General features: G+C 74.8%; 5 protein-coding genes. 3 read left to right on the top strand and 2 right to left on the bottom strand.

All coding sequences use genetic code 11. The features are described from left to right. Nucleotides 1-74 precede the first annotated feature (74 nt). Nucleotides 75-1,100 carry an AAA family ATPase gene (locus GA0115240_RS02660; RefSeq protein WP_256069505.1) on the bottom strand — a complete coding sequence of 342 codons (1,026 nt, stop codon included), beginning with the start codon at nt 1,098-1,100 and terminating at the stop codon, nt 75-77. Between the two features lie 36 nt (nt 1,101-1,136). Next, nucleotides 1,137-3,143: a VMAP-C domain-containing protein gene (locus GA0115240_RS02655; RefSeq protein WP_093735025.1), complete on the bottom strand. Its 2,007-nt coding sequence runs from the start codon at nt 3,141-3,143 to the stop codon at nt 1,137-1,139. Between the two features lie 307 nt (nt 3,144-3,450). Here GA0115240_RS02655 and GA0115240_RS02650 point away from each other — a divergent pair, with 307 nt between their 5' ends. From GA0115240_RS02650 to GA0115240_RS02640, 3 genes are all read left to right on the top strand, one after another. Beyond that, nucleotides 3,451-3,636, top strand: a complete 186-nt coding sequence (locus tag GA0115240_RS02650) for a DUF6104 family protein (RefSeq protein WP_093735024.1) — start codon at nt 3,451-3,453, stop codon at nt 3,634-3,636. 86 nt (nt 3,637-3,722) lie between these two features. Then, entirely contained in the window at nt 3,723-4,646 is a 924-nt protein-coding gene (locus tag GA0115240_RS02645) for a DUF4097 family beta strand repeat-containing protein (protein WP_093735023.1), read from the top strand. A 1-nt stretch (nt 4,647) separates the two neighbouring features. Continuing rightward, the coding region (locus tag GA0115240_RS02640) for a PadR family transcriptional regulator (protein ID WP_107407081.1) at nt 4,648-5,689 on the top strand (1,042 nt) is incomplete at its 3' end.

Below are 5,689 nucleotides of genomic sequence, written 5' to 3'. Positions count from 1 at the left end.
GGCGGCGTCGGTCGGACCGCCGGGCGTGCGGGCTCGGGGGGGACCGTCGGGATCGGTCTCGGCCACTGGCCGCCTCACCTCGGCCGGTCGAGCCGCTGGATGAGCATGTCGGCCAGCCGGGAGCGGGTGGGCGGCGCGGCGTGGTGGGTGAGGTAGATCGCGTTCAACAGCTGGTCGGTGGCCAGCAGTTCGCCGCGGGACCGCTCCAGGAACCGCTTGACCAGGTCGTCGCCGACGGTAGCCGCCTCCTCGCCCAGGTGCGCCCGTACCACTGTGGACAACCGCTCGTGGTCGGGGCGGCCGAGCTCCAGGTGGATGCAGCGGCGCAGCAGCGGCGGCGGGAAGTCGCGCTCGCCGTTGCTGGTCAGGACCACGAACGGGAAGGCCCGGCAGCGGATGCGGCCCTCGTGCAGGGTGACCCGGGTGCCGTCGTCGGTGAGCACGTCGACCTCCGGCTCGCGGTCGGCGAGGCGCTCCAGCTCCGGGATGCCGTACTCGCCCTCCTCCATCACGTTCAGCAGGTCGTTGGGCAGGTCGATGTCGCTCTTGTCGAGCTCGTCGATCAGCAGCACCCGGGGTTTGGCGGTGGGCAGCAGCGCGGTGCCGAGCGGGCCGAGCCGGATGTAGCGGCCGATACCGCCGGGCAGCACCTTGCCGGAGTTCGCGGCGATCTGGGTGTCCTGGAGCCGGCCGATGGCGTCGTAGCGGTACAGGCCGTCCTGGAGCGCGCTGCGGCTGACGATCGGCCAGTGCAGCACCCGGCCCAGGCCGAGTTCGTACGCGACCGCGTGCGCCAGGGTGCTCTTGCCGGTGCCGGGGCTGCCGGTGACCAGCAGCGGCCGGCGCAGGTAGAGCGCGGCGTTGACCAGCTCCAGCTCCTCGGGGCTGGGCCGGTGCAGTTCGGCCATGTGCCGGTAGGCGCCCAGCCGCCGGGCCGAGGAGCTGTCCGGGCCGGGACCGGCCTCCACCAGCGGTCCGCCGTCGAAATCCCGCCAGGGCGGCGGCTCGGGCAGGCCGTCGATGCCGCTGTGGGGCTCACCGGTGCCGCGGTAGATGAGCCATTCGCCCGCCGGAGTGGCGTCGGTCAGGTCATCGGTCACCTCGGTGCCCCTTTCCGTCCGGAGTGGTCCGTCTCGTCATGGATTCTCCAGCAGCTCGCCGGCCCCCGGCAGGGGCCTGGTCGGGTCGTCGTACAGCAGCGTGAGCCCCGTGGACCAGTACGTTTCCGGTACGCCGTCGGCGATCCCGGCCCGCAGTGCGGCGAGCACCGCGGGCAGCCCGGCGGCGGTGCGCGCGACCCGGACCGTACGGGAGGTACCCCGGTGGAAGTCGGCGCACACCGTCTCCTCGCCGACCGGCTCCCGGCGCCACAGCGCGATCGGATAGCCGCTCCGGACCAGGGTACGCAACGCCTCGGGCGCGTCGGGGCCGCTGCGGCACAGCACCGGCAGCAACTGGCGCGGGCGTGACCGCAGTTCGTCCTCGTCGGGCACGGTTCCCGGGGCCCCGTCGTCGCAGTCGAGCACCTCGGCGGCGAGCCACTGCCGGTGCAGGGTGTGCCAGCGGCCGACGCGTTCCTCGGCGACCGCCGGATCGGCGTCCGGCGGCGGGTCGGTGCGGCGCACCACAACCGGGCGGACCGCGCCGACCGGGCGGATCCCGGCGCCCAGCCGCCAGGTGTCGGCGGCCAGGTCCACCAGGGTGTCGGGCAGGGCCAGTTGCAGGGCGGCGGCGTAGTCGCGTTCGTCGCAGCGGCGGAACGCCTCGGTGAGGGGTTCGGCCAGCGCGGCCGGCAGGTCGGCGAAGTCGGTGGCCCGGCCCTCGCCGAGCGGCACCATCTCGCCGGTCTCCGGGACGACACAGACCTGCCAGTCGTAGCGGCCCGGCTCCCAGCCGCGGTGGAAGATCTCCAGCAGCACCTCGGGCCCGGTCCGCCGCCGGGGCGCCGCCGGGGCCGCCGGGACCGCGGCCGGGGCGTCGCGCAGCCGCAGCCTGGCCCGCCGTTCGGTGAGCAGCGCGCTGCGGAACGGCCGGGTCGGACTCTCGGCGTCGGCGGCGATCTTCTCCGCCCACTGCCACAGCGAGGGCTCGGCCAGGTCCTCGGCCGGGTACGGGCGCTCGGCGGTGGCGGCGTGCACGGCGTAGCGCAGCACCGCCTCCAACTCGGCCCCGCCGCGCCGCAGGTCGTACAGCAGCCCGAGGCCGTCGCGCCAGGCGCGGGGGGCTTGCGGCAGGCCCTGGGCGGGGGCGCCGCGCACCTCGGTGACGATCCGCTCCAGGCTGCGGGTGCCGGCCGGCGGCGGGAGCTGGGCGAGCAGACCGAGCAGCCGGGTGCGCTGGCCGGGGGTCAGGGCGCGGCCGGCCCCGGCGCCGATGTCGCTCTGCGCGTCGGTCCAGGTGGGCTCGGTGCGAGCGACGAAGCCGTGGCGGTCGGCGTGGTAGAGGTCGTGGGCGGCCATCACCCGGTGGTAGAGGTCGTCGTCGGCCGGGCCGACGGGCACCGGCAGGTGCCGCAACTGCTGGATGCCGACGGCCAGTCCGCCGTCCTTGCCGCTGCGCCGGGATTTGAGCACCCCGATCACCTCGCCGCGGGCCAGGTCCACCACCGGCCCGCCGGACAGGCCGCTGGGCATCTCGTCCTCGTTGCTGAGCCGCAGGCTGCCGCCGCTGCCCGCGCCGAACTGGCCGCTGATGGTGCAGCGGCCGTTGTAGGGGTAGACCTCGTCGTCCATCGGCACCCAGCCGAAGAAGGCGACCTGGTTGGTGGTGTAGCCCTTGGCGGTGCGCTCGCTGAGCCAGACGCAGGGGTGGTCCACCGGGTCCAGCAGCCGGACCAGGGCCAGGTCCGGGGCGGGCCAGCGGCCGGGGCCGGGCGACACGCCGGGGTCGGCCCATTCGACGACGCCGGTGAGCAGGCGGTCGCCGTAGCCGATCGACACCTTCCGGGCCGCCCCCACGCTCGCCTCCCCTCCGGCCAGCGCCACGTGCGCGCAGGTGAGCACCCAATTAGGGGCGACGAAGAAGCCGCTGCCCAGGAGAGGGTTCCCGGATTCGGCGCTGTGGATGCGTACGGTGGCCGCACTCGCCAGGGGCAGCAGGATCTCGGCGGCGTCGCCCGGCTCCCGCTGTGCGCCCCCTGCCATCACGGTGCGCCCTCCGACGTCGCGAGTGCTCCGGTCCCAGCGGTCCGCACGGCTGTCGTCCCCCCTGGTCCGGTCCGTGGGGTGCCGCCCGGGACCGGCCCGCCGGCCTGATCGTCTTCGAAGGCTAGCGGCCCCGCGCACCGGCGCGGGTGGCTTCCCCGACACTGCCTATCCTGGTGGCGGACGCCCCGTCCCGTCCCAGCCCCGGGCCGCCCGGCCCGTCCTGGGGCGCCCCGGCCCGTGCCGGACCGTCCTGGGCTGTTCATCCCCGTCCCCCGCCCGTCCCATCCCTGTTCCGGAGCAGATCTTGTACTTCACCGACCGCGGTATCGAGGAGCTGGCGGACCGGCGCGGCGAGGAGGAGGTCACCCTCGAGTGGCTCGCCGACCGGCTGCGGGAATTCGTCGACCTGAACCCCGAGTTCGAGATCCCGGTGGAGCGGCTGGCCACCTGGCTGGCCCGGCTGGACGACGGCGAGGAGGACGACGCGTAGCCGCTTGACTTCCCCCGCACGCGATATATCGTGTCTTTCAGAAGACGCGATATGTTGCGTTGCGGGCGTACCCGAGGAGGGGCACGATGAGCGGCACGTCGGAGCGGACCGTCACCGAACCGGAGAAGTTCGTCTTCACCGAAACGGTGGACAGCCTGAGCGTCCGGATCGTCAACGGAGCGGTGAACGTGGTGGGCACCGACGACGGGCCCTCCCGGGTGGAGATCAGCGAGATCGAGGGGCCGCCGCTGAAGGTCCAGCTGCGCGGCTCGGCCCTGACGGTGACCTACGAGGACCTGCCGTGGCAGGGCCTGCTGAAGTGGTGGGACCGCAAGGACCGCAAGCGGCACGCCGTGGTCTCGCTCGCGGTGCCGCAGCGCACCAGGGTAGAGGTGGGAGTGGTCGGCGCCGGCGCGGTCATCTCGGGCATCTCCGGGTCCACCTCTGTCCAGGGCGTCGGCGGCGACACCACACTGGTCGGCCTGACCGGCCCGGTGCGGGCCAACACGGTGTCCGGCAGCGTGGAGGCGCAGTCGCTGTCCGGCGATCTGAAGGTCAACACCGTCTCCGGCGACCTCACCGTCGTCGAGGGCAGCGGCTCTCAGGTCAAGGCGGACTCGGTGAGCGGCAACATGGTGCTGGACCTGGACCCCTCGGCCGGCGCCCAGGTGCGGCTGACCACGGTCTCCGGCGAGATCGCCATCCGCATCCCCGAGCCGGGCGACGCCGAGGTGGAGGCCAACACCACCACCGGCAACGTCTCCTGCGCCTTCGACGAGTTGCAGGTGACCGGCTGGGGTCCCGGCCAGTGGGCCGCCAAGCGGATCACCGGCCGGATCGGCAGCGGCCGGGCCCGGCTGAAGGCCACCAGCGTGTCGGGCACGATCGCGCTGCTGCGCCGGCCACCGCTGGACGACTCCCCCGACGGCCCGTTCGGCTCCGGCGGGCCGTTCCCCGGCGGGCCGGACAGCCCGGACAGCGGCCCCGCCTCGCCGCGGAAGGACATCTGACATGGCACCCGTCTTCGCCCACGGCCGGCTCCGCCTCTACCTGCTCAAGCTGCTCGACGAGTCGCCGCGGCACGGCTACGAGGTGATCCGGCTGCTGGAGGAACGCTTCCAGGGCCTCTACGCGCCCTCGGCCGGCACCGTCTACCCGCGGCTGGCCAAGCTGGAGAAGGAAGGGCTGGTCACCCACTCCACCGAGGGCGGCCGCAAGGTCTACGCGCTCACCGACGCCGGCCGCGCCGAACTGGCCGCCCGCGCCGAGGAGATCGAGGGCCTGGAGGCGGAGATCCGTGAGTCGGTCTCCACCCTGGCGGCCGAGATCCGCGAGGACGTGCGGGGCGCGGCCGGCGATCTGCGCCGCGAGGTGCGGGCGGCGGCCCAGCAGGCCCGTAGCGCCGGCGGCGGCTGGCCGGAATGGAAGGAGCAGGCGCAGCGGGCCAAGGAGGAGAGCCGCCGCGCCAAGGAGGAGGCCCGCGACGCGCGCCAGCAGGCGAAGGCCGCGCGCGAGGCGGTGGACAGCGCCCGCGACGAGGTGCAGCGGATCGCCCGCCAGGTGCAGGACCAGGTCCAGACGTACGCCAAGGGCGGCGACTGGCAGACCGGGCTGCGCGAGGGCCTGGCCGAACTCACCCGCGAGCTGGGCCAGTTCGGCCAGCCCGGCGGCTTCGGGCAGGGCGCGGGGGCCGGCCGGGGCGCCGGCGCGGGTACGCGGCCCGGCGGGGGCACGGACAAGGGACCCGGCGCGGGTACGGGTGCGGGGCCCGGCGCGGGTACAGGTGCGGGGCCCGGCCCGAAGGACGTGCCGACCACCCCCTGGGCACGGTCCGCACCGGCCCAGGATCCGGCTCCGGACGACGACACCGCGGCCTCCAAGGAGCCGCTGCGCGACCTCGAACGCCTGCTGGACCGCTTCCGCGACGACATCCGCGACGCGGCCCGCGACAGCGGCGTGGACGACAACCGGCTGCGCGAGGTCCGGCGCCAGCTGTCCGCCGCGGCGGACCGGGTGGTCGCCGCACTGCGCGGCTCCGGCGGCAGCGGCCGGG

The sequence above is a fragment of the Streptomyces sp. DvalAA-14 genome (assembly GCF_900091855.1).
In the GTDB taxonomy this organism is placed as follows: Bacteria; Actinomycetota; Actinomycetes; order Streptomycetales; family Streptomycetaceae; genus Actinacidiphila.
Note: the sequence above shows the minus strand (reverse complement) of the source record. Positions and strands in the feature narration are given on the sequence as shown.

Bases quoted from the DNA above. Each gene is read 5' to 3' on its own strand.
- GA0115240_RS02655 (WP_093735025.1), bottom strand. From the start codon at position 3,143: ATGGCAGGGGGCGCACAGCGGGAGCCGGGCGACGCCGCCGAGATCCTG.
- GA0115240_RS02645 (WP_093735023.1), top strand. From the start codon at position 3,723: ATGAGCGGCACGTCGGAGCGGACCGTCACCGAACCGGAGAAGTTCGTC.